Here is a 26,729-nt window from a genome sequence, read left to right as displayed (position 1 = left end):
GGTGGGGCTCGCCGTACCCGAACCGCGGCGAAGGATGCCGCCAACGGTCCCTACTTGCGCACGAGTGCGCCCGAGGAAGGGCGACGGCGAGTAGGAGGAGTGGTGACGCGGACGCGGCGCGAGTGGCAGGTCGTCGCGGCGGTCGCCGTCGGCGGCGGCATCGGCGCGGTGGCCCGGTACGCGGCGTCGCTGTGGTGGCCGGTGGCCCCCGGCGGATTTCCCTGGACGACCCTCGCGGTGAACGCCGTGGGGTGCGCGGCGATCGGCGTCCTCATGGTGCTGGTCACGCGGGCGCGGCCCGTCCACCCCTTGGTGCGGCCCTTCTTCGGCACGGGCGTCCTCGGCGGCTTCACCACGTTCTCGACGTACGCGGTGGACATCGAGCACCTCTTGAGCGGCGACCACGTCCGCACGGCCCTGCTCTACCTGGCCCTGACGCCACTCGTGGCGCTCGCGGCCGTCTGGGGCGCGACGTGGGCGACGCGCCGCGTGGTGACGCGCCGTGCGGTGCAGGGGAGGCAGGCATGACGTGGCTGCTCGTCCTCGCAGGCGGAATGATCGGCGCCCCGCTCCGTTATCTGACCGACCGTGCCGTGCAGGCCCGGCACGGCACCGCCTTCCCCTGGGGCACCCTCACCGTCAACATCATGGGCTGCCTGATCCTCGGAGTGCTCACCGGCGCGGTCGCGGCGGGCGCCGCGTCGTCGCACGTCCAGCTCTTCCTCGGCACGGGGCTGTGCGGGGCGCTGACGACGTACTCGACGTTCTCGTACGAGACACTGCGGCTCGCCGAGAGCGGCGCGCGGCTCCTCGCGGTGGCGAACGTGCTGGTGAGCGTAGGTGCGGGTCTCGGCGCGGCCTGCGCGGGGGTGGCCGCTGCCGAGGCCCTGTGGCTGTGAGGGGCGGCATCCCGGGGGCCTGAGCAGGCCTGCTCAGGCCTACTCACCCCTGAGCGAAGTCCCCGTTCAGCGCGGCGGCCATGCGCAGATGGGGCGCCGCGTCGTCCGGACGGTTCTGCCGCTCCAGCGTGCGGCCCAGCATGAGCCGGGCGTAGCTCTCGACCGGATCGAGGTCGAGCACCTTGCGCAACTCGGCCTCGGCGCGCCCGAGTTGGGCCGAGTGGTAGTAGGCGCGGGCGAGCAGCAGACGCGGGGCGACCTGCTCGGGCACCTCGTCGGCCAGGGCGTCGAGGATGCGCGCCGCCGTCGCGTACTCCTTGGCGTCGAAGAACTGCCGCGCGCGCTCCCAGCGCTCCGCCGCGGTCCCGTGGTCGTAATAGGTCATGTCCACTGTCTGCCTCCTTCGGGGGCTGCAACGACCCGGATTAGTTGAATATTCCACCAGGCCTCCCTCCATCTATGTGGCGGTCGGGCGGCTGCCGTCGGGCGCCCCGCGGGGCTAGGTTGTGCGGCATGAGCAATCTTGATCGCGAGGCGGTTCCTTCCTTGTGCGGCGGGCGAGGGTTCGTCGTCGCGGAACCGGTACGGGAACTCCTCAGTCCCCGCCGGGTCAAGCTCGGCGAGTCCACGGAGGTCCGTCGCCTGCTGCCGAATCTCGGCCGCCGCATGGTCGGAGCCTGGTGCTTCGTCGATCACTACGGCCCCGACGACATCGTCGACGAGCCCGGCATGCAGGTCCCGCCGCACCCGCACATGGGCCTCCAGACCGTCAGCTGGCTGCACGACGGGGAAGTGCTGCACCGCGACTCCACTGGCAGCCTGCAGACCATCCGCCCCCGCGAACTGGGCCTCATGACCTCCGGCCGGGCCATCGCCCACTCCGAGGAGAGCCCCAAGTCCCACGCCCGCTTCCTGCACGGCGCACAACTGTGGGTGGCCCTGCCCGACACCGACCGGCACACAGCCCCACGCTTCGAACACCACGCGGAGCTGCCACAGATCACGGCACCGGGGCTGACGGCGACACTGCTCCTGGGCACGCTGGACGGAACGACCTCCCCCGGCACGACGTACACACCCATCGTCGGCGCGGACCTCGCCCTGTCCGACGGCACGGACGCCCGCCTCCCCTTGGACCCGGACTTCGAGTACGCCGTCCTCTCCATGACCGGCGAAACACACGTCGACGGCGTACCCGTACTCCCCGGCTCGATGCTCTACCTGGGCTGCGGCCGTACCGAACTCCCCCTGCGCGCGGCGTCGGACGCGTCCCTGATGCTCCTGGGCGGCGAGCCGTTCGAGGAGGAACTGGTGATGTGGTGGAACTTCATCGGCCGCACGCATGCGGACATCGCGCAGGCGCGAGACGACTGGATGACCGGCGATCGCTTCGGCGTGGTGAAGGGATACGACGGGGGCCCACTCCCCGCCCCCGAACTGCCGACTGTGCCGCTGAAGCCGCGGGGACGGGTGCGCTGACCTGGGGTTTTGCGTCTGTGGCAGGCGAGCGGGAGGTCTCTCGGGAGAGGCCGTGATCGCTCGCGGCGGGCGTACCGGAAGGGCTGGGCCGATCTCAGATGTGATCGGCCCGACCCCGGGTCACGGCTTGCGTGTGTCGGTACGTGTGACCAGGTCTTGCTCATCGGCGCCCAAACGGATCCCGCCGGGCCCGGCCAGGGTGTCGAGACGATGGACCTCCACCGTGCCGAGGTCCACCAGGCCGCCGGCATGCTCACCTCCCAGCTCGACCTTCCCCCCCCAGCCACACCCTGCTCCTATTGCGCGCCCACGCCTTCAGCCACAACATCTCCCTGCTCACAGCCGCCCGTGACGTCCTCGCCGACCGCCTGCACCTGCACGGCGACCCCGGGTCTGGTCGGCCGTAATCGTGTTCCTTGGTCGCAGCACAGAACACCGGTAGCCCCGCACTCCAGGAGGTGAGGTTGGGTAGCCGTTGTCATGCGCGACCGGTCAGCGGTGCAGTGAGGGGTTTGTCCATTCGGCTGTCGGTTGGCGCTCCGCTCGCAAGGTAGGGCTATCCCTACCTTGAGGTTACGAGTGGGCCATGTAGGCGAGCGGTCTCGTTCCGGCGAGGCTGGGGGCATGGACCTCGTGAGTGATCCAGTGGCGGCTGCGGTCGAGCTGGAAGATGTGTCGAAGACGTATCCCGGTGGTGGCGGGACGCCTGCCCTGCGGGGAGTGAGTGCATGGCTGGCTGCGGGGACGTTTTCGGCGGTGATGGGTCCTTCCGGGTCCGGTAAGTCGACGCTGTTGAACTGCGCGGCGGGGCTTGAGCGGCCCAGCGAGGGGCGTGTGCAGTTGGCTGGAGAAGACATCAGTGCGCTGCGTGAGCCGGCGTTGACGCGGGTGCGCCGTCGCCGGACGGGTTTCGTGTTCCAGTCGTTCAACTTGGTCCCGGCGTTGTCGGTGTGGCAGAACGTGCTGCTGCCGCAGCGCCTGGCCGGAGTGCGGCCGGACCGGCGTTGGGCGGACGAAGTACTGGCACGTGTGGGGCTGGCCGGGCGTAAGCATGCTCGGCCTGATCAGCTCTCGGGGGGTCAGCAGCAGCGGGTTGCGGTCGCGCGGGCACTGGCCGGACGCCCGCAGGTGCTGTTCGCCGACGAGCCGACCGGCGCGCTGGATCTGGCTGCCGGGCATGAGGTGTTGGCGCTGCTGCGGCAGGCGGTGGATGAGCTGGGTCAGACGGTGGTGATGGTTACGCATGACCCGGCTGCCGCCGCTTGGGCGGACCAGGTCCTCTTTCTCACCGACGGCCAGGTCCATTCCTCCCTCCAAGACGTTTCGGCCGTGCGGATCGCCGCGGTGATGACGGAGCTGAGTGCCCGATGATTCGTCTCGCTCTCGCCACCGTGCGCCATCGCTGGTGGTCTTTCGCCGGGACCTTCGCCGGCACGGCCCTGGCGGTGGCGTTGGTCGCCGCCTGCGGCACGCTGTTGTTCTCCGCACTGTCCTCCCCGGCCGGATCCGACCGGTACACCGCCGCTGATGCCGTGGTGAGCGCCCAGCGTCAGGTGTCCGTGCGGGACGGGGACAAGACCAAGAGCCGCCCGTTGTCAGGTGCGCCGGCGCTCCCCGATGGCCTGGCCGGCCGCCTGGCCGCTGTGCCCGGAGTGGCGCGGGTGACGAAGGACGCGTCGTTCCACGCTCAGCCGCTCACGGCCGGCGGGAGGCCGGTGGGGGGCGGTTCGGGCACGGCGCCGGTGATGGGGCATCCCTGGTCGTCCGCGGCTCTGACTCCTTTCCGGCTGGTCGAGGGTCATGCGCCCGGTGGTGGTGAGGTGGTGCTCGACGCGGGTCTGGCCCGCCGTACCGGTGTGCATCCCGGGGACCGGGTGCGCATGGCCCTGTCACAACAGGTGTCCTCTTTCCGCCTCGCCGGCGTCGTCGCTGCCCCCGGCAGCCCGCAGCTCTCCTCACAGGGCGCGGTGTTTTTCTCCCCTGCGGATGCGGGGCGCCTGGCCCAGCCGGGCGATGCGACCGCGCTCGCCCTGCGCTTCGCTCCGGCGGCCGACACCGATGAAGTGCTGGACAGGGTGCGGGCGGCCGCCGGACCGGACGCGCGTGTGCTCACCGGCGGGGAGCGGGTGCGGGCCGACGCGCCGACCGTGCTGGTCAGTTATACGGGCGCGGTCGGGGTGTTCGGTTCGATGGCCGGTATCACCGTGTTCGCCGCCTTGTTCGTCATTGCCGGGACCATCGCCTTCGCCGCCCGTCAGCGCCTTCGGGAGCTGGCCTTGCTCCGTACCCTGGGCGCCACACCACGCCAGGTGCGCAGGCTGCTGGGCCTGGAAGCGTGGGTGGTGGGCGTGGCTGCCGCCGTGGTGGGGGCTCCGCTCGGACGGTGGCTGGCGAGCTGGATGGCCGACCGGTTCGTGGCCACCGGCGCCGTCCCCGCCTCTCTCCAGGTAGACGGTGGTGTGTTGCCGCTGCTGATAGCGGCCGGGACCGGGGTGGGGGTGGCGCGGCTGGCGGCGTACTTCGCCGGTAGACGGGTGGCCCGGATTGCTCCGGCGGAGGCGATGCGGGAGTCGGCCGCGGCTCCGGCGGGCGGCGGCATCTGGCGCGTGGTGACCGGGATGGTGCTGGTCGCGGGCGCGGCGGCGGTGCTGCTGTTCACACCGATGCGTGGCGGAATCGGCGTGGGGATGGGCTTCATCGGGTGCTCACTGTTGATCTGTGCCGCTGCCGCCCTGGGACCGTGGCTGGTGCGGACGGTGGCTGCCGCCCTGGGAGGTCTCCTTCCGGGAGCGACCGGCCGTCTGGCTGCCGCCAACACCAGGCGCTTTCCCGTGCGGGCGGCGGGGGCGGCGATGCCGCTGGCCCTGTTGTTCGCTCTCAACGCCACCATGCTGCTGAACTCCACCCTGCTCAGCGACCTCACCGACCAGGCCACCCATGCCCGGCTCGCACCCGCCCGCCAGACCCTGACCGCTGCGGGCGGCCCCGGTCTCCCGCTGGGCACCTACCAGAAGGTGGCCAAGACGCCGGGAGTACGGGACGTTGATGCGACCGTGCCGACCGAAGTCATGGTCCGCAAGGGCGGCAAGCCGCAGCACTATCCCGCCCAGGGCCTGTACCGCACCGGAGACGGTGTGCTGGATCTGGAGATCACCGGCGGTTCCCTGGACGGGCTCGCCGACGGTGTGGCGGTCAGCACGGACCTCGCCGGAGCACAGCACTGGCAGGTGGGTGACAAGGCCGGGTTGTGGCTGCCGGACGGTACTCACGTCGCCCGGCCGGTGGTGGCCTTGTACGCCCGTTCTGCTGGATTCGGCGACATGCTGCTGCCCGGCCCGCTGGCCTCCGCACACACTGCCAGGCCCTTGCTGTCCGCCGTCCACCTCGGCCAGAACCCTGGCACGGCAGCCGTGACGGAGCTGCGGGCACACTTCCCGAACCTGTCCGCAAACAGCAGCACGGCGGACAGCCGTCAGGACGCCGAAACCGCCTCCCAGCAGGGAGCGCTGCGCCTGCTGACCGGTATCTCCATCGTCTTCACCGCCGTCGCCGTCCTCAACACCTTCGCCATGGCCGCCCTCGGCCGCCGCAGTGAGTACGCCGCTCTGCGACTTCTGGGCGCCACGGCCCGACAGGTAAGGGGGATGGCCGCGCGCGAAGCGGTGCTGACGGTCACCGTCGGCCTCGTCGTCGGTGCGGGGATCGCCGCAGTGGTCGTGGGCACGTTCAGCAACGCCCAGGACGGTCAGTGGCGGATGATCGTCGACCCCCTCTGGTACACAGGGCTGCTGGCCGGTACCGGCCTTCTCGGTCTGGCCGCCGCCGCCCTGCCCACCCGCCTGGCCCAGCGCACCGCGTCGGCAGGTGGCGGACGGAGCGAGCAGTGAAGCCGACACGCCAGGCGGCGGCCGCTCCCCGTGCCACTGCTGTGCAGCCGGAGGTTCGTAGAGTGCGGGACATGGTCCAGCGCACCGTCCGGTCTCTGCAGTACCTGCTGCTGGGCCTGGCCGCGGGCATCGGCGCGCTGGTGACCGTCGTGGCCGGGGTCACCGGCTGCGCGGTCCTGGCCGTCACCCACCTGGGCGCCCCCGCCTTCCTGGCTACGACCTCCGCGATGCGCCGGCTCGCCGGACTCGAGCGGCGCCGCGCCGCCCTCATCCTGCCCACCCGGATTCCCACTCCCTACCCTGCTGCCGAAGCGAGCGTCGCCTCCGGCCGTGCCCAGAAACGAGCTGCCCATCCCGCCACTTGGCGCGACATGGCCTGGCTGACGATCCTCTTCCCGCTGACCGTCCTCTGCGCCGTCATCGCCGTGGTCGTCCTCGCCGTGGACCTGGCGGCCCTCACCTCACCGGCCTGGGCCTGGGCGCTGCCTGTAGAGCGCCGAGGCGATCCGGGGTTCATGACGGTGGCCTCACCGGGGGGACAGGCCGTGACGGCGCTGGCCGGGCTGGTCCTGCTGCCCGGCGTCGCGTGGGTCGTACGCGCCCTGGCCACCGGCCAGGCCCACCTGGCCGCCGAGTTGCTCAAGCCCGGCCGCACCCAGCAACTGACCGAACGCACCGACCACCTGACCCGCACCCGCAGCCGCGCCATCGACGCCCAAGCCGCCGAACTGCGCCGTATCGAACGTGACCTTCACGACGGAGCCCAGGCCCGCATCGTCGCGCTCGGCATGACCCTGGCCCTGGCGGAGCGACGCCTCAAAACCCTTGGCCCCGCCGCCGACCAGGCCCGCGCCGACCTGGCCGCGGCCCGCGCCGACGTGAACACCGCCCTGGACGAACTACGCCACCTCGTACGCGGCATCCACCCCCCGATCCTCACCGACCGCGGCCTGGACGGCGCCTTGACCGCCCTCCTCGCCGACCACCCCCTGCCCATCACCTCCGACATCCGCCTGCCCCACCGTCTGGCACCGGCACTGGAAGCCGCCGCCTACTTCCTGATCGCCGAAGCCCTCACCAACATCACCAAACACGCCCACGCCACCACCGTCACCGTCACCGTCCACATCCGCTCCGACGGCACCCTGACCGTCACCGTCACCGACGACGGACACGGCGGAGCCGACCCGAACGGCTCCGGCCTGACCGGACTGCGCCGCCGCATCGAAGCCCTCGACGGCACCCTCACCCTGACCAGCCCCACGGGCGGCCCCACCACCGTCCACGCGGAGATCCCATGCGCCTTGTAATCGCCGAAGACCTGCTCCTGCTGCGCGAAGGACTCATCCGCCTGCTCACTGCCACCGGCCACGAGGTCCTGGCCGCCGTCGACTCCGGCCCCGACCTTATCGCCGCCATGGACACCCACCGCCCCGACCTCGCCCTCATCGACGTGCGCCTCCCGCCCGGCTTCCGCGACGAAGGACTGCGCGCCGCGATCGAAGTCCGCGCCCGACACACCCCCGCTCCGCCGGTGATCATCCTGTCGCAGTACGTCGAGCGCACCTACGCCGCCGAACTGCTGGCCGACGGCCAGGGCGGCGTCGGCTACCTCCTCAAAGACCGCGTCACCGACATCGACGCGTTCCTCGACGCCCTCGAACGCGTCGCCGCCGGCGGAACCGCCCTCGACCCCGATGTCGTCGCACAGATCTTCGCCCGCAACAGTCGGCACACCGGCCTCGCCCGCCTGACCCCCCGCGAACACGAAGTCCTCGCCCTGATGGCCCAGGGCCTGTCCAACTCCGCGATCGCCGAACGCCTCGTCCTCGCGCCGGTCTCCGTCGAAAAGCACATCTCCAACCTGCTCGCCAAACTCGACCTCCCCCTCACCAACGACACCCACCGGCGCGTCCAGGCCGTCCTCACCTACCTCAACGCCTGATCCGTCTGACACGCGACTGCCGCTACAAGTGACTCGCGATCTTCGCTCATGCCGCCTCCCTCGAGATCGACATGGGAATCCCGCCAGCACCCCTGGGACCAGGGGTTTCACGCCTATCCCGAAGCCGCCTCGTCCAACGGGCGAAGCGCCCCCTCAACGACAAGTGCGCGTGAGAGCCACGCCGACAACGGCTTGGCCCGTACCCGGCCTTTGGCTGCCGCTACGCTGCGGTCCACTCCAGCCCGAGGCCGGGTTCAGGGTGTGGACTCGGCGTCCTCCGGCATTGGCGCTCTCCAGATAAGGAAGGGGAGGGGGAGGGCCCGCAGTTGTTCCCGATGACCCACCACGTGGAGTGTGTCGTCATCCTTGAACCGGCCGCAAAGGGCTCCTGACCTGCGGTTTTAAGCGCGCGCAAACTGTGCGCTGTGGGCGTTACGGGCGATATCTTGACGCTGAAATGACGCTCGTGACGCCCATTTGACGCTCGTTCTGATGGAGTGTCAGGCTGCTTGCCGGGCTGGTTAGAGATGATCTCAATTGGCGTTGTGCGGCGGCCGTGGCCGCCAGGCTGGGGCCACTGGATGAGTCCGGTGGCCCCAGCCGGATGTGGTCAGCGAGGGTCGTTCAGGCGGCTGCTGATCTGTTCGTGGAGTTCGTGCGGCAGGTGGATGGTCCAGCGGTCGGCGGCCTCGGCGGCCAGGTCACGGCTCCAGCGCCAGCTGTTGTGTGCCGCCGTGCGCACGTCCTGGTCGCGAGCGGTAGCCGTTGTGGATGCGTAGCGATGGCGGTCAGTGTCCGGCAGGTCCTGTTCGAGCGCGCGGCTGGGGGTGAGCCAGTGGGCTGTGCTGTTGCGCAACAGGCGGCAGAGCTGGAGTTGCTGGGGTGCGATGACGGTGTGCAGCAGGGCGTGGGCGCGGGCGATCTCGCCTCGGGCCAGGACGTGGGCCAGCATGAGCGTCCAGTTGGTCAGCTCGTCGGTGAGCCGCTGGGCGGTGGTCACCGGCTCCGGCGGCTGGAAGGTGGCCAGCTGCCGGGCGGCCTGGGTGAGCCGGCCGGTGCGGTCGAGCAGGACGGCGTCTTCGGGGCGGGGCAGGTGCACCATCCCTTGCCAGGTGGGGACTTCGTCGACACCCGGGCCGGCCGGGGTGAGGTGGAACTCGCCGCGCATCAGGTCGTCGAAGACGACGGCGAGGATGCCGTACATGTTGGTGTAGGAGAGCTTGAGCGGGGCGAGCTGCGCCAGGAAGCCGGGGCCGTCGAAGTCGGCGAGGTGGTCTTCCTGGATGTAGAGGTACGCCTCGATGTCGGAATGGGCGTCGGCCTCGCCCACGGTCCACGAGCCGTAGAGCAGTACGCCCTCCAGCCGGGCGTCGGCGTGGGCGAGCTGTCGCAGGCGTGCGATGCGGTCGTCCAGGGCGGAACGGGCAGAGTGAACGGACATGGTGTGGTCGTGTCTCCTGAGGTGAGCGTGCGGGCACGCTGACGGGGCCCGGCACCTGCCGGGCGGATGCCTGTGGACCGTCGCGGACCGCTCAGGAGAAATTGCCCATGATCGAGATCATAGGGGAATGGCTCAACCGCCGAGTCGGCGGCAGCAGATCAGGGTGGCCGCGATACCGGCGAAGGCCAGGAAATGCTCGGCCTTGCGCTCGTAGCGGCGGTGCAGGCGACGGCACCCAGACAGCCACGCCACCGTTCGCTCCACGGTCCACCGGTGGCGGCCCAGCTTCTGGGAGGACTCGATGTTTCTGCGGGCGAGGTGTGGGGTGATGTTTCGCGAGCGGAGCCATTTCCGCAGGTGGTCGTAGTCGTAGCCCTTGTCTCCATGGAGCTTGGCGGGCCGCCGTCGGCGGGGCCCGCGCCGGGAACGGATGGAAGGTATGCCCCGTACCAAGGGTTCAAGTCCCTGGCTATCGTGCGTGTTCGCCGCGGAGATACCGATCGAGAGCGGCAGACCGGTCCGCTCGGTGATCAAGTGGATCTTTGAACTCTTCTTACCGCGATCTACGGGATTCGGACCCGTCAAGTCCCCCCCTTTCATCGCACGCATGTTCACCGAGTCGATGGCGCACCGCGACCAGTCCAGCTCGCCTCTGGCGCCGAGCTCGTCTAGGACCAGGCGGTGGAGTTTGCCCCACACACGGGCCCGGCTCCACTCGGTAAAGCGGCGGTGCGCGGTCGGCCCGGACGGGCCGAAGCCCGGCGGCAGCTGCCGCCATGTGCAGCCTGTCGTGGCCACGAACACTATGGCCGCCAGCACCTGCCGGTCCCCATACCGACGTCTGCCCCCGCCCTGCGGCCTCACCGGAGCGGCCGGCACCACCTGCTGGAACAACTCCCACAACGCGTCCGGCACCAGACGCTCCACCATCGCCATCACGGCACCCAACCTAACGATAACGCCAGTTGAGACGATCTCTTAGTTGGCGAGCTCGGCCAAGTACGGCGCTCAGCACGAGTCCGGATGTCACCACATCTCGGTGACGTCAGAAACTGCGAGCCATTCGGTCACCATCCAGGCAGGATGCTCTTTGTGAATCATGTCCTGTGCCGACTGGCTGCCAATGCCGCCCTGCCGCCCGAGCTGGTCGACCGGCTGATCGAGGTCGCGGACGCTGACATCGCCGCGGACCTCGCTCGTCGCGAGGATCTCAACCATGCGCAGGCGGTTGCCCTGGCATCGCGCGTTGAGGAGAGCGCCGCATGGCTTGCGTCCGAGGGCCGGCTGACCACTGCCGACATCGATCCCGCAGCACAACCGGACGCCGCCCTCGCCTTGCTCCGATGTTGACAGCCCGGAGTGGGCGCGCCTTTTCGCGACGGATCCAGTCTTTGGGCACCGGGAGAAGCTGGCTGCCTGTTCCGGTCTCCCATCTGATGGTGGAGACGCTTGCCGCTGACGCGGACGTACGGGTCGTCGCGGAGCTCGCTCTGTGGACTACATCTGAAGTGGCCGGCAGGCTCGCGCGGCATCCGCATGCCGAGGTTCGCCGGGCAGCGGCGGCCAACGAGGCGACGCCCCCACCCATCCTGGCGGCGCTGCTCACCAGCGAGGGCGCCTGCCCCCGGCGCGGCAGTTCCTGGTCTGTGACCGCGAGGAGACACCGCTCGTACACGACCCGCAATGCCCGCGAAACGACTGCGATCTGCTGCCGGGTGACTCCTGCGACCGTGCCCACCAGTCCACCGTGCAAGAGACGCAGCAGATGGCAGTGCAAAACCCGGCCACGCCCATCGACGCCGTCATACACCACTCCGCGCTCGGACAGACCGTCCTGAGCGCCGTGCAGCACCGGTCGCGGCACCAGTTCAACGTCCACCCACGCGAAATCCGACACTGGATCCCCCCGAGATTCGCAAGGTGAATGGACCACCGCACCCCTACCCCTGCTGAAGGCCGGTCAAGTCCCACGGAGCGCCCGGCAGCAACGTCGCCAACAATGGCTCATTTTGATTTAACATTCAACCTGTGCAGGGCGCACGCTGATGGGAGCAACGGAGACCAGCCGGGTCTCCGGTTCAAGTTCCCCGCCGATCAACGGAGTTGACCCACATGAGCCAGGCCCTGCCCCTCCGCCTCCACCACCACGCATGGATCACCGACGACCAGGAGGCCAACCGGCACTTCTACGAGGACGTCATCGGCCTGCCCCTGGTGGCCACCTGGACCGAACGCGAGGTGCTCTCCGGCACCGAACGCGCCTACAGCCACGCCCTCTACGGCATGGCCGACGGCAGCGCGCTCGCCTTCTTCCAGTTCGCCGACCCCAAGGACCAGGAGGAGTTCAAGACGGACCTCAACGTCACCCCCCTGCGCCACATCGCCTTCAAGGTCGAGACGGAGACCCAAGAAGCGATACTCGAGCGCGTCAACGAGGCCGGCTACGCCGATTCCAACGCCCATGTACTCGACCACGGCTTCTGCGTCTCGCTCTACGTCACAGATCCCAACGGGCTCATCCTGGAATTCGCGGTCGACCACCCCGACGTGGAGAAGATCGACGCCGAGCGGCGCGCCACCGCACACGCCGACCTCGCCCGCTGGCTCGCCGGCGACCACACCAGCAACAACCACTGGCGCTGACCCCTGCCGCCGAACAGACCCGCCCCCATTGCCGCCACGACAACAGCGCCGACCTGCTGAGTGCGGGCCGTGGGGCCGAGGCTACGGTCTACGGCCTGTTCCACCGGTAGCAGCGGAAGGGCACTTGGCGCCGGTTCCTGACTCGACTCCAGTCCCTGGCCGCTGCGAGGGGCGCGATCACGCGGGACCTGAACGTCGGCTCCACGGTCTCTGGCCCCCCGTCGTCAGGATGCGCCCTACCGACGTCCCGCGGCGCTCGGCGGCATCACGAAGAACTCCCAGTACCCCGCGCGTGCGCCTCTGCCGCAGGACCGGTACGGCACGGTCAAAAGGGAGTGCTGGAGCGGGAGTCGTTCGCGATGTGCCGGGGAGTCACTGAACGAGCCCCGGCATGATCAATCGCGATGGGTTGCGATGTGACCCGCCCGTCGGCCTTGGCGCCTGCCGAGCCGGTCGGTCCGGATCACTGCAATCGTCCCGAGTCGCCGCCGTGCTCGTGGGCTTGGTGGTGTTGCAGCTCCGTCACCCATGGATGTCCCGGGTGGACGCGGCCGAGTAGTTCGTTCAGGTTCTCGCGCTGAGCCGCAGACATGTGCGGGACGATCGCGTCGAAGTCTGATCGATCTTTCCGGCGGGCGTGCTTGGCCTTGAAGAGCAGGACCAGTTCGGGCACGAGATACGGGATGCCGTCCTGAGTGTGAGCGATGATGCGGCTGTAGGGAAGCCGGATCCTCTCGTCTCGCCGACAGATCCAGCTGTCCCCGTCGTGCGGTTCGCGGAACACGTCGAGCAGGTAGTTTCCGGTCGCCGGATCCCGGAGCCATGTCTGATGTACGGCGGCCAGCACCTCAGGTGTGGCGTCCTCCCAGATCCGGTCAGCTGCTGCGCGACCTCATTCGGGGTCCAGCAGCATGACCACCTGGCATGGAGGGCTTCGGTCTCGTCGGGCGACAGGTCAATGCCGCCGCCGGGCAGTTGTTCGCTCACTGCGGGAACGTATCAGCGGACGTAAAGGCCTCCGCCGTGGTTGATGAAGGAGACCACGGGACTTGGGCCGTGCGCCGCTGGAGGACCACCGCACGCTGGGTTGCACCCACTGACTCTTCAGAAGCGGTGCCGCCGCAAGGCCGACCAGACATCACTGATCGACTCCCCGGAGCGCAGCCACCAGCTCTCCAGTTTGTTGCGCACCCCGGTGACGATCTTCCGGCGCTTGAACCATGGCGGGAGCTCGCGGAACGGAACGAACGTCAGCGTGTCCCTGATGGCGTGCTCGGCGAAACCGCCCGGGCCCTCCGCCCGCAGGGCCTCGTAGAGCTCGGGGGTCAGCCGGCCGTGGAGGCGGGCGGCGGTCCCGGCCGCGGTGAAGGCGAATCCCCGCTGGTTCGGGTCGCTCAGCCGCATCGCCCTGATGATGCGCGGCGAGGCTTCCCCGAGGGTGCAGTGGAAGGCCAGGCCGATCACGGCGGAGCCCGGCGAGCCCTCGCCGCGCTCGTACGCCGCGTCCCAAGCGGCGAGGTCGTCGAAACGGAGCAGGCTCTCCTCGCCCGGCCGGTCCCAGTCCGTCGCCATCGCCGTACCCCTTGCGTCAGCGGCGCCGCAGCCGGCGGAGGGCCGCGCGCGCGTCCTCGGCCGCGTAGGTGATGTTCAGGCGCCAGGTCTTCAGCTTGTCCTCTACCTTCGATGCGACCGTGCGCCACTTGAACCACAGGGGCAGTTCGCGGAACGGCACGTAGTCGAGGGTGTCGTCGACGGCGGTTTCGGCGAGGCCGCGGTGGCCCTCCGCCCGCAGGGCGGCGTACAGCTCGGGGGTGAGGGTGCCGTTCAGGCGGGCCGCGGTGCCGGCCGCGGTGTACGCGAAGCCGCGCTGGCCGCGGTCCGGCAGCCGCATCGCCTTGATGATGCGCGGCGAGGCCGCGGCCAGCGGGCAGTTGCGGGCCAGGCCGATGGCCGCCGTACCCAGACCGTTCTCACCGCGCTCGTACGCCGCGTCCCAGTCCGCGGGGTCGTCGACTCCCAGCAGACCTTCTCCGGTCTCCCAGTTCCACCCGGCCGTCATGGCCACTCTTCCTTCCCGCACCCGTCAGCCGTCGCACGCGGGCGGCGGAAGCACCTTCTGCTTCTTCTTGTTGTTGATCATCTTGGCCCGTACCAGCTTGGTCAGGTCATTCTCGCCGACGCTCTTCGACGGGTAGGACGCCTGCACGTGGCCATGGTAGATCTCCTTCACGATCTTGCCGTTCCTGTCGGTGTGGTACTCGTGCCGGTCCAGGACCACGATCTCGTTGTTCACGTGGTCCACGCCGATGCGCCGGAACTTATCCGGGTTGTCCCCGTCGCCCAACGGAATCGACCGGTCCAACGCCGCCTGTCCGTTCGCGGGTGCTCGCCCGATCTCGCCCTTGGCCGACGAGCTGCTGCCCGAGCCGTGCTTGTCGTAGGTCGAGTCGTCGTAGATGCGGGTCGGCTCGTCGCCCTCCAAGCCGAGCGGGTCGCTCCAGCGCAGCGGGTTGTCGACGTACGCGTGGTGGTTGGGGGCGGGGAGCAGGCCGAGCGGGTCGGGGGTGAGGTAGCTCGCCGTGTCCGGGTCGTAGTAGCGGGAGAGGTTGTAGTGCAGGCCCGTCTCCGGGTCGCGGTACTGGCCGGGGAAGGCCAGCGGGCACAGGCCGCCGTCGTCCCAGTCGTCCCGGTCGACCCCGCCCAGCCGCCTTCCCCACAGGGTGGTGGCGGACCGCCAGGCGAACTCGCCGTCCTCCCCGACCAGTTCGCTCGGCGTGCCGACGAGATCGGTGACGATCGCGTAGAACCGCCTGTCGACCTCGTCCGAGTCGGCCGTACGCCACCGGCTGCGCACCTGGGCCGCCGCGCGGTGCGTACCCGGCTCCCAGTCCCAGGTGTCGGTCTCCACCACGCCATCCCGCGTCGACTGCCGCTCGGCGAGGTTGGCGCCGTCCCAGGTGAAGAGGGTCTCCTCGGCGACCGAACCGTCGTCGGCCAGGCGCATCTTGGCCGTTCGGCGGCCGAGTGCGTCGTAGCGGTAGGCCCACACTCCGCGGTCCGGCGTCTCGGCCCGCGCGAGCCGGTCATCGGCGTCCCAGGCGTACGTCCAGATCCGGCGGAGGCCGGACAGCGTCCGCCGGATCACCCGCACCAGGCGCCCCTGCGCGTCGTGCTCGTACGTCGAACGGCCCGCGGCGGTGACCCGTGTCCCGGAGTGATGTGCCGGACCCTGCGCCTCCTGGCCGGCGGGGGCCGGGTGCTCGGCGGCCGTGAGGTTGCCGAGGTCGTCGTAGGCGTAGGTCTCGGTCCAGGTGGCGGCCGACACCCGGGTGACGCGGCCGACCGGGTCGAGAGCGAAGGTCCGGGCGCCGGACAGTGAGATGTGGTGGAACTTCATCGGCCGCAAGCACGAGGACATCGCGCAGGCCCGCGACGACTGGATGACAGGCGACCGCTTCGGCGTCGTAAAGGGATGCGACGGGGGCCCACTCCCCGCCCCCGAACTGCCGACTGTGCTGCTGAAGCCGCGGGGCCGGGTGCGCTGAGCTGGGGTTTTGCGTCAGCAGTCCGACGGGTGAGCGCACGTGTGCCGGGATGATTTTGAAGACCGTCACCATGCGCGTGACCGGCCTGACCACGGACTACTACGGCGGCACCGCGATCGGTATGCAGGGCGTCGACGGTGTCGCGGACGGCGGTGACTCCGGCGGGCCCGCGATGGTAGGCGGCACCCTGCTCGATGTCGCCTCCACCAGCGACCGGCAGTCCAAGTCGAACTGCACGGCCACCGCCGCGTACACCGACTGGATAGAGTCCGCCGCCTCCAACAGCTGACGACAGACAGCGGGTAAGCATGCGCCGCCGCCTTGGCTCGGTGCTGCGTCGTCGTCACGGGCCAGCAACCAACCAGTTGACACGGTTGGCATGTTCGCGACACTCGTCTTGGTCCCCTCTTTCGGTCCCCCCAGGGTCCGAGAGCCCCCACGTGTGAGAGGACAGTGATGGTGCACTTTTTACGGTTGGGTATAGCCGGTGCCGCAGCAGGGATGCTCTTGACCGCGGTCCCGGCGGCACACGCCGTGTCCGCGGCCGAGCCCACCATGCCGAAGCGCGTGGCCGCGCAGGTCACGCTCAGCTACGACGCCAGCCGAGCGGCAGGCTGGGAGCAGGCGATCTCTGCCGGGGTCGCCTCATGGAACGGCAACGTCGGCAACGTCAAGCTGGTCAAAGCCGCCCCTGGTAGCCGAGCGGAGATCCAGATCGTGGCCACCACCGGCTGGCCGCAGGCCACACTCGGACCGGTCCGGCCGGGCGGCCGGGCGCGGGTCGAACTCGGCAGCCAGGCGGTCTCCCAGGGCTACGACAAGACCCGCATCGTCGCCCACGAACTCGGCCACAATCTGGGCCTGCCGGACACCAAGCCCGGCCCCTGCTCGCAGCTGATGTCGGGCTCCAGCGCCGGTACGAGCTGCCGTAACGCGGTGCCCGACGCGGCCGAGCGCACGCGAGTCGAGAACGCGTACGCGGGCGGCGCCGAGGCACACACCCGGACCGGCGGCCGCGTGCTGGTGGACGCGCCCTAGTCGGCGAGGGCCACCCCGACGTGACGATGCCTGACCCCAGCCATATCGCGGTCAGGCATCGTCACCCGCGCGTGTGCGGCGGTAAGCGATCACGCCTCCGACGAAGGCCGGCCTCCGATAGGCCCACGGCTTCTCCCTCAACGTCTCCAACTGCCTGACCACGGCCGAGAACACCGCGTACGGCAACGCCATCACGCGCGAACTCGGCGCCCGGTACGGCTGCACCAAACCGTTCGTGGTGGACACCAGCCGCAACGGCAACGGCAACGGCTCCAACGGTCAGTGGTGCGACCCCTCGGGCCGCCGCATCGGCACCCCACCCAACTGGGCGGAGGCGCCGAGATGCTCCTGTGGATCAAGGCCCCGGGCAAGTCCGACGGCAACTGCGGCGTCGGAATCGGCTCCTCGGCCGGGCAGTTCCTCCCCGTGGTCGCCTACAAGATGATCTACGGCTACTGATCCGGGGACCCTTGTCCGAGGATGAGCATCGCCTCGGCGATCTCACCGGCCGCCGCCCCGGGGATCGCGGTGGCGGCCTCCTCGAGGACGAGCAGCCGCGCCCCGGGGATCTCGCGCGCGATCGCCTCGCCGTTGCCGACGGGGAAGAACGGGTCGCGGCGGCCGTGGACGACGAGCGTCGGGATGTCGATGCCGGGCAGGCGCTCGCGCCAGCGGGGGGCGCAGTCGAGCCGGGAGAACACCATGCCCAGCTGGTTGGCCGTCTGGACCGGGGGCGTGGTGTCGGGCGTGCGGTCCCAGACGCGCGCGGCGATCTCGCGCGCGGCAACGGGGTCGTCGCCCCGGATCTCCGCGCCGGCGGCGGCGAACTCCGCGACCGCCTCGCGGTCGGTCCAGTCGGGCTGCGGGCGGGCGAACAGCCGGCTCATCGTCGCCCGGTCATGGTCGGGCAGGTCGGCGTCGGGCGGGCCGGGGGGCCACCGCGCGGGTGCCGACCAGCGTGAGCGCCGAGAACACGGCCGGATGATCGAGCACGGCCACCTGCGCGACCATCCCCCCGACGCCGATGCCCGCGAGGTGCGCGGGCCGCCCGCCGAGCGCGCCGGCGAGGGCCACCGCGTCGGCGGCGAGGTCGCGCAAGGTGTAGGAGGGTGCCTGCGGGTCCGCGCTGGTCGACTCCCCGCTGTCGCGCAGGTCGTAGCGCACCACGCGGCGCCCGCCGGCGGCGAGACGCTCGCACAGCGCGTCGGGCCAGGAAAGCATCGTCGTCCCGCCCGCGAGCAGGACGAGGGGTGCGTCGTCGTCACCGAACGACTCGATGCCGATGGCGACCCCATTGGTGTGGACCGTGGTCACAGTGGTCACAGTGGTCATCGGGTCGCCGGGAGTACGTCGTCGTGGGACGGCCACGTCGCGCGGTCGAGGTCGGGCGCGGCAGCCACCTCAAGCATTCGCCTCTTGCCTGGGCAGATCTTGCCTGGGCAGAGCCGATCCACTGCCGAACTCATCGCCCATGCGCTGATCGCCCTCGTGCTCACCGGCCCGGCGGAGGCCGGTGGCGGCGACCTCAGGCGGAGATTCGGGCGAATGGGTAGAATTTTGGCATGGGGAAGCGGCCTGTGGCGCCGACTGCGCCCGAACTCGTGCTGGAGACCGACACCGGCTCCACGGTGATGAGTCCGAGCCGGGATTATCACGTGGGCCGCGACCCGCTGAGCGACATCGTCATCGACGACATCCGCGTCTCGTGGCATCACGCCGTCCTCCACGCCGAGCTCGATCACTGGACCATCGAGGACGAGCACAGCACCAACGGAACGTACGCCGACGGGCGGCGCGTCGAGGAGGGGGAGATCGGGCCGGGCAGCGTCATCCGCTTCGGCAGCGTCACCGACGGCCCGCGCGCGGTGGTCGTCGGCCGCACTCCGCCCGAACCCCGCGCTCCCGAACGCCCCTCCTCCGTCAGCACGCCCTCGGCCACCGGCACCTTCCGGCAGCCGACGACCGTGCGCCCGCTGCCCACCCGCACCATCCGCATCGGCCGCGCCGACGACAACGACGTGGTCATCGACGACCTGGTCGTCTCCCGCCGGCATGCCGAACTGAGGGTCCTCCCGGACGGTACGTACGAGATCGTCGACCTCCGCAGCCACAACGGCACCTACCTCAACGGCCAGCCGGTGGACCGCGCCCCTCTGGCGCCGGGGGACATCGTCGGCGTCGGCCACCGCGCGTACTGCCTCGTCGGCGACCAGCTGCAGGAGTACGTCGACACGGGCGAGGTGTCTCTCGACGTCCAGGGCCTGACGGTCACCGTCGACCGGGGCCGCAAGACACTCCTCGACCAGGTCTCGTTCCCCGTCGGCGAGAAGTGCCTGCTGGCCGTTGTCGGACCCAGCGGCGCGGGGAAGTCCACCCTGCTCAACGCCCTCACCGGGCTGCGCCCCGCGGACGGCGGCACCGTCCTCTACGACGGCCGCGACCTCTACCGCGACTACGCGGAGCTGCGCCAGCGCATCGGCCTCGTACCGCAGGACGACATCCTGCACGTCCAGCTGACCGTGCGCCGCGCCCTCGGCTACGCCGCCGAACTCCGCTTCCCCCAGGACACCGAGCGGGCGGAACGCCGGGCCAGAGTCGACGAGGTCATCCGCGAACTCGGCCTGGAACAACGCGCCGACCAGCCCATCCACAGCCTCTCCGGCGGCCAGCGCAAGCGCGTGAGTGTCGCACTCGAACTGCTCACCAAGCCCTCGCTGCTCTTCCTCGACGAGCCCACGTCCGGGCTCGACCCCGGCATGGACCGCTCGGTGATGCACATGCTGCGCGGCCTCGCCGACGACGGCCGCACGGTCATCGTCGTCACGCACAGCGTGCTCAGCCTCGACGTGTGCGACCGGCTCCTCGTCCTCGCCGCGGGCGGGAAGATCGCCTATTACGGGCCGCCGCGGGACGCGCTGCCGTTCTTCGGCTTCCCGCAGTGGCCGGAGGCGTTCGAGGCCTTCGAAGGCGACCGCGACCGGGACTGGGCACGGGACTACAGCCTCTCTCCGCTGCACCAGCGCTACATCGTCAACTCCTCCGCGCAGCCGTACCTGATGTCCCTCCCGCAGGACGGCACGGCCACGCCCGGCTCCTTCGCGCCGCCGCCGAAGCCGCAGAGCTGGGGATCCCAACTGCGCACGCTGGTGCGGCGGTACGCGGCCGCGCTCGGCGCCGACCGCACGTTCCTCGCCATCATGATCGCCCTGCCGTTCGTAATGGGCGCCATGGCCCGCGCGCTGGCCGGAAGCCGGCTCACGCAGGAGACGGCGATGAACGCGCTGCTCATCCTCTGCGTCGGCGGAGTCCTGACCGGTGCCGCCAACGCGGTGCGCGAACTGGTCAAGGAACGCGTCATCTACCGGCGGGAACGGGCGGTGGGGCTCTCCAGATCGGCGTATCTGATGTCCAAGGTCGTCGTCCTGGGCACGGTCACGGTGCTCCAGGCCGTCGTGCTGGCCCTTGTCGCTCTCCTCGGCGTCGACCTCAACGCGCCCGGCGGCGACGGGGTGTTGCTGCCACCGCTGGTGGAAGTCACCCTCGCGGTGGCCCTGCTGGCGTTCACCGCCATGATGCTGGGCCTGCTCGTATCGGCGCTGGTGCGCAAGGAAGAGGTGACGATGCCGCTGCTCGTGTTCCTCGCCATCGTCCAGGTGGTCTTCTGCGGCGCACTCCTCAAGCTGAACGGCGTGCCCGGCGTCGAACAACTGGCGTGGCTGGTGCCCTCGCGCTGGGCGTTGGGCGCCATGGCGGGCACCATCGGCCTCGGCAGGATCGTCCCGGGCGAACTGACCACCGACCCGCTGTTCCGGCACTCCGCGGGGGTCTGGCTGCTCGACATGGGGATGCTGGTGGTCCTGTCGGCCGTCTTCGGATACGTGGTCGCCAGGCTGCTGCGCCGCCATGAACCCGCCGTGATGCGGAAGTAGGAGTGCCGGCGATGACCCCCGCGGACTTCCGCCCCACCCATGTGGTTCCCCAGGACGGAATGCCCGCCTGGGAGGCACCCGACGTGGAGCGTCCGACGACCCCCCTCGACGCGCTGCTGCCCGTGCAGCTGGTCGACCGCCTCGGCGACTGGGGCCGGATCGTGTGCGCCAACGGCTGGTCGGCATGGGTCGACGGCCGGCTCCTGCTCGCCGTGCCGCGCGATCCACCGGGCGCGAGCGGCCCCCTGACCCGCACGGCGGACCCGCGTCCGCTGCTGACCAGGACCGAGGACGCCCTCGGCCGCTACCGGAGTGCGGTGGAGGAACTGGCGGGTGGCGGCGACGGGGAGTCCTTCCGGCGCGGGACGCACGGGCTGCGGGTGGGCGTGGTCGTGGAGGGCGAATCGTTGTGGCTCTACGACGCCGACCACGAGCGGTGGGTGTACTGCGACGGAACGAGGCTCAGTACGTACGCGGCGACGGAAGGGCCCGCTGCCGAGGGGAACGGCGATGACCACGATGCCGCCGAACCCCCACGGGCAGCCGCCACCGGCCCCGGCGCTTCCCCTCCGCCTGACGAGGAACCGACCCGCCTCGTCCCCGCAGCGCAGGAACCGACCGACGGAACCGACGGTTCGACCGCCGGGACGGGGCCGGGGGAGACGCAGGTGATACATGAGGTGGCAGGGCCCGAGCCGACGCGGGTGGTGGGCGAGGCGGTAGGGCGTGAGCCGACGCGGGTGGTGGGCGAGGCGGTAGGGCCTGAGCCGACGCGGGTGGTGGGCGAGGCGGTAGGGCCTGGGGAGACTCAGGTGGTCGATGAACTGCACACCCCTGAACTGCACACCCCGCACGGCGGACACCCCGCCCCGTTTCTCCCGCCCGAGGGGGACGAACCCGATCAGCCGCTCCGGCCCGGTGACGCCTGATGGCGGCCGCGCCGGGCGAGGGCGGCCCGAGCCCGCACTCCGGGCGGCCCTCCGAGCTGATCGGACAGCGGATCGCGGACTACCAAGTCGAGGGCGAGATCGGCCGCGGCGGCATGGCCGTGGTCTACCGCGCCAGGGACCTGCGCCTCGACCGGACCGTCGCCCTCAAGCTGCTCGCCCCCGAACTCGCCCGCAACGACACCTTCCGGCGGCGCTTCACGCACGAGTCACGTGTCGCCGCCGCGATCGAACACCCGCACATCGTGCCCGTCTTCGAGGCCGGCGAGACGGACGGGGTGCTCTACATCGCCATGCGGTATGTCCCCGGGAGCGATCTGCGCCACCTGCTCGACCGCGGCGGCCCGCTCTCCGTCACGGCTGCGCTCCGCATCGCCACCCAGGTCGCGTCCGCGCTCGACGCGGCGCACGACCACGGCCTGGTCCACCGGGACGTCAAGCCCGGCAACGTTCTCATCGCCAAGGGCACGGACAGCGACCACCCCGAGCACGCCTACCTCACGGACTTCGGCCTCACGAAGAAGTCCTTGTCGCTGACCGGATTCACGACCGTGGGCCAGTTCGTCGGAACCCTCGACTACGTGGCGCCGGAGCAGATATCGGGCCGCCCGGTGGACGGCCGATGCGATGTCTACAGCCTCGCCTGCGTCGTGTACGAGACCATGGCGGGCGGGCCGCCGTTCCAGCGCGACGACGACTTCGCCCTCCTCTGGGCCCATCAGTACGACCAGCCGCCCCGCCTGACGGAGAAGCGGCCGGGTGTTGCCCCCGGCCTCGACGGGGTCCTCGCCAAGGCGCTGGCCAAGAGCCCGGAGGACCGGTACGGGTCGTGCCTGGAATTCGCCGCCACGCTGCGGGCCGCGGCCATGGGCAGCAGTACGGACGGCCACCCCCCGACGTGGGTGGACCGCCGCGTCGAGCAAGCTCCGGCCCACCCGGACGCGCCCCCCGACCCGCCCCGCTGGGCCCAGCCGGTCTTCCGGCGGCTGACCGAATAGAGCGGCCGGTCTCCCGACGGCCGACCGCACAGCCCGCGCCAGGCCAGGACAGCCCGCTCCAGGCCAGGACAGCCCGCGCCAGGTCAGGCCCCGGGCCGCACCTCGCCCCGCCGATGGACCCGCCGCGCCAGCACCCCGCCGAGGAACCCCGAGACCAGACCCCAGGCAACGGCCAGGAGCAGCGCCTTCCAGAGGTGCGGCCGCAGCTCCACGAGGCCGGACAGACCCCCGCCGAGATCCCCGATGCCGAGGAGCGAGAGCCCGTAGTGGGCCGACACGCCCGCCAGGAGACAGACGGCGAGCACGGTGAGGGCCAGCGCCACCGCCATGTGTACGGCATGCTGCCAGGCCCGCATCCGTGCCGGGGAGCGGGCCGCCATCAGGAACGCCGCCGTCGGCACCAGGACCGCCGCGACGACCAGCAGCCACCACACCCGCCCGTCGTGCTCGGCGAGAGTCCGCAAACTGAGCGTGGAATCGGCCGGCGTACGCAGCACCTCGTCGAGGACCCGCGGCATGGGCAGCCCGAACGGCCCGTCGACCCGGCCCTCCCAGGACGCGCCGAGCCCCAGGGTGAAGGCGAGCCAGACGAGGTTGGGCAACCCGAGCAGCAGCACCGCGAACGTCTCGGCGGCATGGCCGCGCGTCGCCGCCACGACGAGGCCGGCGGCGAGCCCCAGGGCGGCGTACGACAGCAGCAGGAACACCATGGCGTACGCCGCGGGACGCACTGATTCCTGGAAGCGCAGCAGGCGGGCGGGGAGCGGGGCGCCGCGCGAGACGGACAGTGCCACGACGAGGACGCCCGTGAGCCACAGCAGTCCGAAGACGAGGGTCAGCGGCACATCCGTCTTGAATCCGACCTCGGGCGAGGAGTCCAGCAGATCGCCGATCTCCCCGGCGGGCCCGTCGCCGGGCGCGATCGCGAAGCGGTGCCGGGCCAGCAGGCCGAGGCCGGTGAGCAGCAGCAGCCACAGCACCGCGATCCGGGCGGCCCAGCCGGCGAGTTCCCGCACGTCGGCCACGGCCCGGTGCCGCAGCGGCCGGAGGAACCCGGCGGCGACCACCAGAGCGCCGACGAGGCTGACGGAGAGCGGGAGCACGGAGAGCCCCGCGTCCGTCTCGGCGATCATCCCGGCGTCGCCGGAGAGCTCGACGGAACCGCCGACCGCCATCACGACGACGGCTGCGACGACACTCGGGAACGCCCCGCCGGGCAGGTCGGCGGCGCCCGCGGCCCACAGGCCGAGCCCGGCGACGACGGCCATGGCCGCCAAGGAGGCGAGCACGGCCGCAAGGGCATGGGGCCAGCCATGAGGGGCCCGTCGGCCCTGCTCCGCGCGTTGCGCCCCGGCCCGCCGCGGCGGTGTCTGCTCGCTCACGGTGCCACGCTAAGCAGCGCGGGACCGGTCCGCCTTTCGAGAGGGACTTCGGGAGGGCTTCGAGAGGGCTTTCGGGAGGGCCGACCGGCGTCGGCTTGCGGGGCCCCGGACGTCGGGGCACACAATAGGCGCGTACCGGAATAAAAGGTACGTCGCCGATCCCCCCCCCACACAGGGAAGTGTTCGTGAGCGTCGAACCGCCGTCGTCAGGACGCCCCACAGGACCCCCTTCGGGCCCGCTCTCGGGTCCTTCGCAGCCGACCCCTTCGGGGCCGGGCGAGACCCAGGCGGGCGCGAGCGCCGCCGGCTCGACGCCGCCTCCGGGTGGTGCGCGGCCCTCGGGCCCGCCGAGCGACGGCCCGCCGAGCGGTCCGGCCGGTGGCGGGGGCCGCGGCGGCGGGTCCGACGGCACGGGCGGGGGCGGCCACGGTGCCGGTCGCGGAGGAGGTCGCCCGTGGTGGAAGTCGGCGCCCCGCGTCGCGGCGATCTCCGCCGCGGTGGTGGCCGCGGTGATCCTGGCCGTCGTCCTCACCCGCCCCGAGGGCTCGTCGGAGTCGGGCGGCGAGGTCCTCCTCCAGCCCGCGGGCAAGTCGGGGCCCGACCCCTTCACCCAGTCGACGGCCCGCGAGGGCTCCACGCCACCCTCCCCGAGCGAGCTGCCCAGCTCGTCCGCCTCGGCCAACGTGACGCGCGGCGTCGACGGCGCGGCGCCCGGTCTCTACGGCGGGACGCGGAAGGTCGGCAGCTGCGACGTGGAGAAGCAGGTCGGCGCGCTCCAGAAGGACCCGGCGAAGAACAAGGCGTTCGCCTCCGTCCTCGACATCGAACCGTCCGGCGTCCCCCGCTACCTGCGCTCGCTCACGCCCGTGCACCTGCGGCTGGACACCCGCGTGACCAACCACGGCTACCGCGACGGCCGTGCCACCGGCTACCAGGCCGTGCTGCAGACCGGCACCGCGGTACTGGTCGACGACCATGGCGTGCCGCGGGTGCGCTGCGCCTGCGGCAACCCGCTGCTGCCACCCGTCGCGCAGAAGAGCACACCGCGGCAGACGGGCGACGCGTGGCCCGGGTACCGGCCCTCGAACGTCGTGGTCGTGGCGCCCGCCACCCAGGTCGTGAACCAGTTCGTCGTGTACGACCCGGACAGCGGTGACTGGTTCACCCGGGACAAGGGCGACACGGGCACCGGCGACAAGAAGACGAAGCCTCCGGCGACCAGGCCTCCCTCACGGCACCCGGACACCCCGTCCCCCGACGAGTCGACCTCGACGGCCAGTACGCCGCCGTGCGACGCGCGGTCCCCCGGGGTGCCCCCGGCAAGCTCGTGCCCGCCCTCGTCGGTCCTGCCGCCCTCCTCATCGGCGCCGCCCTCCTCGCCCGCCACGCAGCCGCCCTCCTCGGTCGAGGAAGAGTCGCCCGCGTCCGGGCCCGCACCGCCGCCGTCGTCCCCCGAGGCGGACGGGAGCCCGTGAGCGAGTGGATGTCGCCGGGCCGGCGACGGCGGGACAGTACTCTCCTCGCATGACTGACAATGCACTGCGTTCCGTCACCATCGAGCGGGCAGGCCCCGGCCGGTTCACCGCGACCAACGCCCAAGGGAGCACGCTGACCTTCGGCACCGGCGGGGGTGCCGACTTCACGCCGGTCGAGTTGTTCCTCGCAGCGATCGGCGGTTGCAGCGCGGCCGACGTGGAGGTCGCCACGAGCCGTCACGAGGAACCGGCCGCGTTCACCGTCACCGTGACCGGCACCAAGGTCGAGGACGAGGGCGGCAACCGGATGTCGGACCTCGGGGTCGCCTTCCACGTCACGTTCCCGGACGGTCCGTCGGGGGAGCGCGCCCGCACCATCCTGCCCCGGGCCGTGAAGACGTCCCACGACCGGCTGTGCACGGTCAGCCGCACGGTCGAGGCGGGCACCCCGGTCACCGTGACCGTCTCCGACGGCACCGGCGACGCCTGACACACCGTGAGGCGCGCAGCGCCTTCGCCATGCGCTCGACGAAGGCCGCCAGGTACGTGGTCAGGCCGGTGTGTCCGCCGGGGAAGCGCAGCAGCTCCGTACCGAGACGTTCTGCCAGGAACGCGGCTGTGCGGTAGGGGAGTTCGCCGCGGGCGTCCTCGCCGCCGGCGAGCACGAGCCGGTCGGACAGCGCCTCAAGGCGGCTCAGCTCTTGGATGCGGCCGCGCTCCCCGAGCCAATTGAACTTCCCAACCCTTGTTGCCCTGCCCGGGGTAGTTCGGCGGGGAAGGTCTGCAGGTTCCCGGCCTCGGCGGCGGTGACCCGAATCGGATCCGGTGCCGGGACGGTGCTCGGCGGCGTGGGCCTGGTTGTTGCTGCGCAGGGTCCAGCGCCACGCGGTGGGCGTCGCCTGGGCGGTGGGGTGTTCGGCGTGGACGGTTCTCTCCGCCCGGCCGCCCGCCACTCCGACAGTCGAGTTGGCGGGCGGGTGCGGCTTCCAGGCGCCCCAGCCGAGGGCCTCGGCCATCGAGATCCATCGGGCGCAGCCCGGGTGCAACAGCGATTCTCGCCACCTCATGCCGGGCTCGATCGGTTGGGCGGCGAACCCCTTGATGCCCGCCTCGCCGCCCGA

Annotated in this window: 25 protein-coding genes and 3 pseudogenes; 18 read left to right on the top strand and 10 right to left on the bottom strand. The window is 71.0% G+C overall.

Annotation, left to right across the window (positions count from 1 at the left end; genetic code table 11):
* Nucleotides 1-102: 102 nt before the first annotated feature.
* Together crcB (ACH4D5_RS04805) and crcB (ACH4D5_RS04800) are read left to right on the top strand one after the other, a co-directional pair.
* Nucleotides 103-528 carry a fluoride efflux transporter CrcB gene (crcB, locus tag ACH4D5_RS04805; protein WP_398298632.1) on the top strand — a complete coding sequence of 142 codons (426 nt, stop codon included), beginning with the start codon at nucleotides 103-105 and terminating at the stop codon, nucleotides 526-528.
* The gene (gene crcB, locus ACH4D5_RS04800; RefSeq protein ID WP_398298630.1) at nucleotides 525-899 is read left to right on the top strand and encodes a fluoride efflux transporter CrcB; all 375 of its coding nucleotides are present in this window, start codon (nucleotides 525-527) and stop codon (nucleotides 897-899) included. The genes crcB (ACH4D5_RS04805) and crcB (ACH4D5_RS04800) overlap by 4 nt, the downstream gene beginning before the upstream one ends.
* Nucleotides 900-942: 43 nt before the next feature.
* Here crcB (ACH4D5_RS04800) and ACH4D5_RS04795 read toward each other — a convergent pair whose 3' ends face one another.
* Entirely contained in the window at nucleotides 943-1,290 is a 348-nt protein-coding gene (locus ACH4D5_RS04795; protein ID WP_398298628.1) for a tetratricopeptide repeat protein, read from the bottom strand.
* Between the two features lie 122 nt (nucleotides 1,291-1,412).
* On the opposite strand from ACH4D5_RS04795, the gene ACH4D5_RS04790 reads away from it, so the two are divergent.
* The 5 genes from ACH4D5_RS04790 (at nucleotide 1,413) to ACH4D5_RS04770 (ending at nucleotide 8,210) form a co-directional block, all read left to right on the top strand.
* A complete protein-coding gene (locus tag ACH4D5_RS04790; RefSeq protein ID WP_398298626.1) occupies nucleotides 1,413-2,378 on the top strand; it encodes a pirin family protein in 966 nt (321 codons plus the stop codon).
* Between the two features lie 624 nt (nucleotides 2,379-3,002).
* Complete coding sequence (locus tag ACH4D5_RS04785; protein WP_398298624.1) at nucleotides 3,003-3,749, top strand: ABC transporter ATP-binding protein; 747 nt, start codon at nucleotides 3,003-3,005, stop codon at nucleotides 3,747-3,749.
* Complete coding sequence (locus ACH4D5_RS04780) at nucleotides 3,746-6,265, top strand: FtsX-like permease family protein (protein ID WP_398298623.1); 2,520 nt, start codon at nucleotides 3,746-3,748, stop codon at nucleotides 6,263-6,265. Before ACH4D5_RS04785 ends, ACH4D5_RS04780 begins: the two co-directional genes overlap by 4 nt.
* A gap of 71 nt (nucleotides 6,266-6,336) precedes the next feature.
* The gene (locus ACH4D5_RS04775) at nucleotides 6,337-7,575 is read left to right on the top strand and encodes a sensor histidine kinase (RefSeq protein ID WP_398298621.1); all 1,239 of its coding nucleotides are present in this window, start codon (nucleotides 6,337-6,339) and stop codon (nucleotides 7,573-7,575) included.
* Nucleotides 7,563-8,210: a LuxR C-terminal-related transcriptional regulator gene (locus tag ACH4D5_RS04770; protein WP_398298619.1), complete on the top strand. Its 648-nt coding sequence runs from the start codon at nucleotides 7,563-7,565 to the stop codon at nucleotides 8,208-8,210. The genes ACH4D5_RS04775 and ACH4D5_RS04770 overlap by 13 nt, the downstream gene beginning before the upstream one ends.
* A 610-nt stretch (nucleotides 8,211-8,820) precedes the next feature.
* On the opposite strand, the gene ACH4D5_RS04765 is transcribed toward ACH4D5_RS04770, so the two are convergent.
* Together ACH4D5_RS04765 and ACH4D5_RS04760 are read right to left on the bottom strand one after the other, a co-directional pair.
* Nucleotides 8,821-9,651 (bottom strand): nucleotidyltransferase domain-containing protein, encoded by an 831-nt coding sequence (locus ACH4D5_RS04765; protein ID WP_398298617.1) that lies wholly within the window; start codon nucleotides 9,649-9,651, stop codon nucleotides 8,821-8,823.
* A gap of 132 nt (nucleotides 9,652-9,783) precedes the next feature.
* Nucleotides 9,784-10,581 (bottom strand): IS5 family transposase, encoded by a 798-nt coding sequence (locus ACH4D5_RS04760; protein WP_398299938.1) that lies wholly within the window; start codon nucleotides 10,579-10,581, stop codon nucleotides 9,784-9,786.
* Between the two features lie 162 nt (nucleotides 10,582-10,743).
* Between ACH4D5_RS04760 and ACH4D5_RS04755 the strand changes: the two are divergent.
* Nucleotides 10,744-11,458, top strand: a pseudogene (locus ACH4D5_RS04755) (hypothetical protein); the annotation flags it as partial.
* A gap of 305 nt (nucleotides 11,459-11,763) precedes the next feature.
* Entirely contained in the window at nucleotides 11,764-12,294 is a 531-nt protein-coding gene (locus ACH4D5_RS04750; RefSeq protein WP_398298615.1) for a VOC family protein, read from the top strand.
* A gap of 463 nt (nucleotides 12,295-12,757) precedes the next feature.
* On the opposite strand, the gene ACH4D5_RS04745 is transcribed toward ACH4D5_RS04750, so the two are convergent.
* The 4 genes from ACH4D5_RS04745 to ACH4D5_RS04730 all read right to left on the bottom strand — a co-directional run bounded on the left by ACH4D5_RS04745 (nucleotide 12,758) and on the right by ACH4D5_RS04730 (nucleotide 15,691).
* Nucleotides 12,758-13,141 (bottom strand): hypothetical protein, encoded by a 384-nt coding sequence (locus ACH4D5_RS04745; protein ID WP_398298613.1) that lies wholly within the window; start codon nucleotides 13,139-13,141, stop codon nucleotides 12,758-12,760.
* A gap of 257 nt (nucleotides 13,142-13,398) precedes the next feature.
* Nucleotides 13,399-13,866, bottom strand: coding sequence for a hypothetical protein (locus ACH4D5_RS04740; RefSeq protein ID WP_398298611.1), 468 nt, complete (start codon nucleotides 13,864-13,866; stop codon nucleotides 13,399-13,401).
* A gap of 16 nt (nucleotides 13,867-13,882) precedes the next feature.
* On the bottom strand, nucleotides 13,883-14,353 hold the full coding sequence (locus ACH4D5_RS04735) for a hypothetical protein (protein WP_398298609.1): 471 nt from the start codon (nucleotides 14,351-14,353) through the stop codon (nucleotides 13,883-13,885).
* Nucleotides 14,354-14,377: 24 nt separating this feature from the next.
* A complete protein-coding gene (locus ACH4D5_RS04730; RefSeq protein WP_398298607.1) occupies nucleotides 14,378-15,691 on the bottom strand; it encodes an RHS repeat-associated core domain-containing protein in 1,314 nt (437 codons plus the stop codon).
* Between ACH4D5_RS04730 and ACH4D5_RS04725 the strand changes: the two genes are divergently transcribed.
* The 4 genes and pseudogenes from ACH4D5_RS04725 to ACH4D5_RS04710 form a co-directional block, all read left to right on the top strand.
* Nucleotides 15,675-15,839 carry a hypothetical protein gene (locus ACH4D5_RS04725; protein WP_398298605.1) on the top strand — a complete coding sequence of 55 codons (165 nt, stop codon included), beginning with the start codon at nucleotides 15,675-15,677 and terminating at the stop codon, nucleotides 15,837-15,839. The genes ACH4D5_RS04730 and ACH4D5_RS04725 overlap by 17 nt on opposite strands.
* Before the next feature lie 49 nt (nucleotides 15,840-15,888).
* A complete protein-coding gene (locus ACH4D5_RS04720; RefSeq protein ID WP_398298603.1) occupies nucleotides 15,889-16,128 on the top strand; it encodes a hypothetical protein in 240 nt (79 codons plus the stop codon).
* Between the two features lie 167 nt (nucleotides 16,129-16,295).
* A complete protein-coding gene (locus tag ACH4D5_RS04715; protein ID WP_398298601.1) occupies nucleotides 16,296-16,877 on the top strand; it encodes a snapalysin family zinc-dependent metalloprotease in 582 nt (193 codons plus the stop codon).
* Between the two features lie 121 nt (nucleotides 16,878-16,998).
* Nucleotides 16,999-17,336: pseudogene (locus ACH4D5_RS04710) on the top strand (glycoside hydrolase family 6 protein); the annotation flags it as partial.
* On the opposite strand, the pseudogene ACH4D5_RS04705 reads toward ACH4D5_RS04710, so the two are convergent.
* A pseudogene (locus ACH4D5_RS04705) lies at nucleotides 17,330-18,209 on the bottom strand (alpha/beta fold hydrolase). The pseudogenes ACH4D5_RS04710 and ACH4D5_RS04705 sit on opposite strands and share 7 nt — an antisense overlap.
* A 230-nt stretch (nucleotides 18,210-18,439) precedes the next feature.
* Here ACH4D5_RS04705 and ACH4D5_RS04700 point away from each other — a divergent pair.
* From ACH4D5_RS04700 to ACH4D5_RS04690, 3 genes are read left to right on the top strand one after another with little or no spacing between them, the layout of a single operon-like run.
* On the top strand, nucleotides 18,440-20,806 hold the full coding sequence (locus ACH4D5_RS04700; RefSeq protein WP_398298599.1) for an FHA domain-containing protein: 2,367 nt from the start codon (nucleotides 18,440-18,442) through the stop codon (nucleotides 20,804-20,806).
* An 11-nt stretch (nucleotides 20,807-20,817) separates the two neighbouring features.
* Nucleotides 20,818-21,735 carry a hypothetical protein gene (locus ACH4D5_RS04695; RefSeq protein ID WP_398298598.1) on the top strand — a complete coding sequence of 306 codons (918 nt, stop codon included), beginning with the start codon at nucleotides 20,818-20,820 and terminating at the stop codon, nucleotides 21,733-21,735.
* A complete protein-coding gene (locus tag ACH4D5_RS04690) occupies nucleotides 21,735-22,751 on the top strand; it encodes a serine/threonine-protein kinase (RefSeq protein ID WP_398298596.1) in 1,017 nt (338 codons plus the stop codon). Before ACH4D5_RS04695 ends, ACH4D5_RS04690 begins: the two co-directional genes overlap by 1 nt.
* Before the next feature lie 83 nt (nucleotides 22,752-22,834).
* On the opposite strand, the gene ACH4D5_RS04685 is transcribed toward ACH4D5_RS04690, so the two are convergent.
* Nucleotides 22,835-24,133, bottom strand: a complete 1,299-nt coding sequence (locus tag ACH4D5_RS04685; RefSeq protein WP_398298594.1) for a streptophobe family protein — start codon at nucleotides 24,131-24,133, stop codon at nucleotides 22,835-22,837.
* A gap of 185 nt (nucleotides 24,134-24,318) precedes the next feature.
* Between ACH4D5_RS04685 and ACH4D5_RS04680 the strand changes: the two genes are divergently transcribed.
* Both ACH4D5_RS04680 and ACH4D5_RS04675 read left to right on the top strand, forming a co-directional pair.
* Nucleotides 24,319-25,608 carry a DUF6777 domain-containing protein gene (locus ACH4D5_RS04680; RefSeq protein ID WP_398298592.1) on the top strand — a complete coding sequence of 430 codons (1,290 nt, stop codon included), beginning with the start codon at nucleotides 24,319-24,321 and terminating at the stop codon, nucleotides 25,606-25,608.
* Between the two features lie 49 nt (nucleotides 25,609-25,657).
* Nucleotides 25,658-26,098 carry an OsmC family protein gene (locus tag ACH4D5_RS04675; RefSeq protein WP_398298590.1) on the top strand — a complete coding sequence of 147 codons (441 nt, stop codon included), beginning with the start codon at nucleotides 25,658-25,660 and terminating at the stop codon, nucleotides 26,096-26,098.
* Here ACH4D5_RS04675 and ACH4D5_RS04670 read toward each other — a convergent pair.
* Nucleotides 26,061-26,675 (bottom strand): hypothetical protein, encoded by a 615-nt coding sequence (locus tag ACH4D5_RS04670; RefSeq protein ID WP_398298588.1) that lies wholly within the window; start codon nucleotides 26,673-26,675, stop codon nucleotides 26,061-26,063. The two genes, ACH4D5_RS04675 and ACH4D5_RS04670, sit on opposite strands and share 38 nt — an antisense overlap.
* Nucleotides 26,676-26,729 lie beyond the last annotated feature (54 nt).

Origin of the sequence: Streptomyces sp. NPDC018029 (assembly GCF_044327655.1) — a bacterium.
Taxonomy (GTDB): Bacteria; Actinomycetota; Actinomycetes; order Streptomycetales; family Streptomycetaceae; genus Streptomyces.
This window is presented reverse-complemented; position numbering and strand designations above follow the sequence as displayed.

Bases quoted from the DNA above. Each gene is read 5' to 3' on its own strand.
- crcB (WP_398298630.1), top strand. From the start codon at position 525: ATGACGTGGCTGCTCGTCCTCGCAGGCGGAATGATCGGCGCCCCGCTC.
- ACH4D5_RS04790 (WP_398298626.1), top strand. From the start codon at position 1,413: ATGAGCAATCTTGATCGCGAGGCGGTTCCTTCCTTGTGCGGCGGGCGA.
- ACH4D5_RS04785 (WP_398298624.1), top strand. From the start codon at position 3,003: ATGGACCTCGTGAGTGATCCAGTGGCGGCTGCGGTCGAGCTGGAAGAT.
- ACH4D5_RS04780 (WP_398298623.1), top strand. From the start codon at position 3,746: ATGATTCGTCTCGCTCTCGCCACCGTGCGCCATCGCTGGTGGTCTTTC.
- ACH4D5_RS04775 (WP_398298621.1), top strand. From the start codon at position 6,337: ATGGTCCAGCGCACCGTCCGGTCTCTGCAGTACCTGCTGCTGGGCCTG.
- ACH4D5_RS04770 (WP_398298619.1), top strand. From the start codon at position 7,563: ATGCGCCTTGTAATCGCCGAAGACCTGCTCCTGCTGCGCGAAGGACTC.
- ACH4D5_RS04765 (WP_398298617.1), bottom strand. From the start codon at position 9,651: ATGTCCGTTCACTCTGCCCGTTCCGCCCTGGACGACCGCATCGCACGC.
- ACH4D5_RS04760 (WP_398299938.1), bottom strand. From the start codon at position 10,581: ATGGTGGAGCGTCTGGTGCCGGACGCGTTGTGGGAGTTGTTCCAGCAG.
- ACH4D5_RS04750 (WP_398298615.1), top strand. From the start codon at position 11,764: ATGAGCCAGGCCCTGCCCCTCCGCCTCCACCACCACGCATGGATCACC.
- ACH4D5_RS04740 (WP_398298611.1), bottom strand. From the start codon at position 13,866: ATGGCGACGGACTGGGACCGGCCGGGCGAGGAGAGCCTGCTCCGTTTC.
- ACH4D5_RS04735 (WP_398298609.1), bottom strand. From the start codon at position 14,353: ATGACGGCCGGGTGGAACTGGGAGACCGGAGAAGGTCTGCTGGGAGTC.
- ACH4D5_RS04725 (WP_398298605.1), top strand. From the start codon at position 15,675: ATGTGGTGGAACTTCATCGGCCGCAAGCACGAGGACATCGCGCAGGCC.
- ACH4D5_RS04730 (WP_398298607.1), bottom strand. From the start codon at position 15,691: ATGAAGTTCCACCACATCTCACTGTCCGGCGCCCGGACCTTCGCTCTC.
- ACH4D5_RS04720 (WP_398298603.1), top strand. From the start codon at position 15,889: ATGATTTTGAAGACCGTCACCATGCGCGTGACCGGCCTGACCACGGAC.
- ACH4D5_RS04715 (WP_398298601.1), top strand. From the start codon at position 16,296: ATGGTGCACTTTTTACGGTTGGGTATAGCCGGTGCCGCAGCAGGGATG.
- ACH4D5_RS04700 (WP_398298599.1), top strand. From the start codon at position 18,440: ATGGGGAAGCGGCCTGTGGCGCCGACTGCGCCCGAACTCGTGCTGGAG.
- ACH4D5_RS04695 (WP_398298598.1), top strand. From the start codon at position 20,818: ATGACCCCCGCGGACTTCCGCCCCACCCATGTGGTTCCCCAGGACGGA.
- ACH4D5_RS04690 (WP_398298596.1), top strand. From the start codon at position 21,735: ATGGCGGCCGCGCCGGGCGAGGGCGGCCCGAGCCCGCACTCCGGGCGG.
- ACH4D5_RS04675 (WP_398298590.1), top strand. From the start codon at position 25,658: ATGACTGACAATGCACTGCGTTCCGTCACCATCGAGCGGGCAGGCCCC.
- ACH4D5_RS04670 (WP_398298588.1), bottom strand. From the start codon at position 26,675: ATGAGGTGGCGAGAATCGCTGTTGCACCCGGGCTGCGCCCGATGGATC.